The organism is Sinorhizobium fredii USDA 205 (assembly GCF_001461695.1).
Taxonomy (GTDB): Bacteria; Pseudomonadota; Alphaproteobacteria; order Rhizobiales; family Rhizobiaceae; genus Sinorhizobium; species Sinorhizobium fredii.
On record NZ_AUTC01000078.1, the window covers coordinates 1 to 1,700 of the forward strand.

General features: G+C 60.3%; 2 protein-coding genes. Both read left to right on the forward strand.

Going from position 1 to position 1,700, the window contains the following annotated elements; translation table 11 throughout:
* Positions 1-138 precede the first annotated feature (138 nt).
* A complete protein-coding gene (tnpB, locus tag N181_RS09510) occupies positions 139-492 on the forward strand; it encodes an IS66 family insertion sequence element accessory protein TnpB (protein WP_042779359.1) in 354 nt (117 codons plus the stop codon).
* A gap of 45 nt (positions 493-537) precedes the next feature.
* A partial coding sequence (gene tnpC / locus N181_RS09515; RefSeq protein ID WP_060563351.1) for an IS66 family transposase occupies positions 538-1,700 on the forward strand: 1,163 nt, incomplete at its 3' end.

Sequence of the window (1,700 nt, forward strand, 5' to 3'; positions counted from 1 at the left end):
TGTTGCGCCGGCCAATTCTTCGACGGCACAAAGTGGGCTTATGGAGGTTGTCAGCGCCAATGGTCGCCGTGTGATCGTGGACCGCGATGTCGACGTTGAGGCACTGCTTCGTATCCTGCGCGGACTGGAGGCGCTGCGGTGAATCCGTTTCCGATGGGAACAGGGGTCAAGGTCTGGCTTTCGACGGGCTATACGGACATGCGCTGTGGCTTTCCCTCCTTGGCGCTTCGGGTGCAGGAGGTTCTGCAGCATGATCCGTTGTCAGGGCATCTCTTCGTCTTCCGGGGCCGCAGATCGGATATTTTGAAGATCATCTGGCATGATGGTCTGGGCGCTTGCCTTTTTACCCGGCGGCTGGAGAAGGGCCGGTTTATCTGGCCGAATATGGAGGGCGGCGCGGTAGCGATCTCACCGGCGCAATTGTCTTATTTGCTGTCCGGGATCGACTGGCGCAATCCGCAGGAAACCTGGCGTCCGACACGGGTCGGATAGCATTATTGCATTGAAAATATTGAGTGAATCTGATCGAATGGCTTCATGACCTCGAAGCCTGTGGATCTTCCTGCGGACCTTGCGAGCGCCTATCTGGCGCTGCTTTCCGAGCGTGAGATGTTGCAGGCTGAACATGATGTCGTTGTTGCCGAGCGCGATACTGTCGTCGCCGAGCGGGACATTGCGGTGGCGCAAGCCGCCAATGCCCAGGCGATGCTGTCCGACAGCGAGGCGTTGATCGCCAAACTGGAACTGGCGATCGAAAAGCTGAGGCGGGAGCTTCGCGGAAAGCGTTCCGAGCGCACCGCGCGATTGCTTGACCAGATGGAATTGCAGCTCGAAGAGCTGGTGATGGCCGCGACAGAGGACGAGGTTGCAGCGCAGGCTGCGGCCGCCAAGACCGCGAGCGTACGTTCGTTCACACGCAAGCGGCCGGTGCGAAAGCCGTGGCCGGAGGATGTCGAACGCAAGCGTGTGGTCATCGATCCTCCCAGCACCTGTGCATGCTGTGGCGGATCCCGGCTTTCCAAGCTGGGCGAGGATATGACCGAAACGCTGGAGGAGATCCCGCGCCGGTTTATCGTGATCGAAACCGTACGCGAGAAATTTACCTGCCGCGACTGTGAGGCGATCAGCCAGCCGCCGGCACCCTTCCATGCCACGCCGCGCGGCTTCATTGGTCCTCATCTGCTGGCGACGATCCTGTTCGACAAGTTCGGCATGCATAGTCCGCTGAACCGCCAGAGCACCCGGTTCAAATGCGAGGGCATCGAGCTTTCGACCTCGACGCTGGCCGACCAGGTTGGGTATGGAACGGCCGCGCTCCTGCCGATCTTTGATCTGATCGAGGCGCATGTCTTCGCGGCCGAGCGCCTTTTTGGCGACGACACCACCATTCCCATCCAGGCCAAAGACAAATGCACGACCGGGCGAATATGGACCTACGTGCGCGATGACCGGTCCTACGGCGGCGCGGCGGCGCCGGCGGCCATATACTATGCGTCGAGCGACCGCCGCGGCGAGCATCCGCAGAAGCACCTGGCCGCGTATGGCGGCATTCTGCAGAGTGATTGTTACAATGGCTTCGAGCCGCTCAGTGTCGCCGAAAAGAAAGCGGTACCGATCACCTTCGCCTTTTGCCATGCGCACGCGCGGCGCAAATTTTTTGAATTGGCCGACATCCAGAAAAATGCCCGCAAACGCAAGGG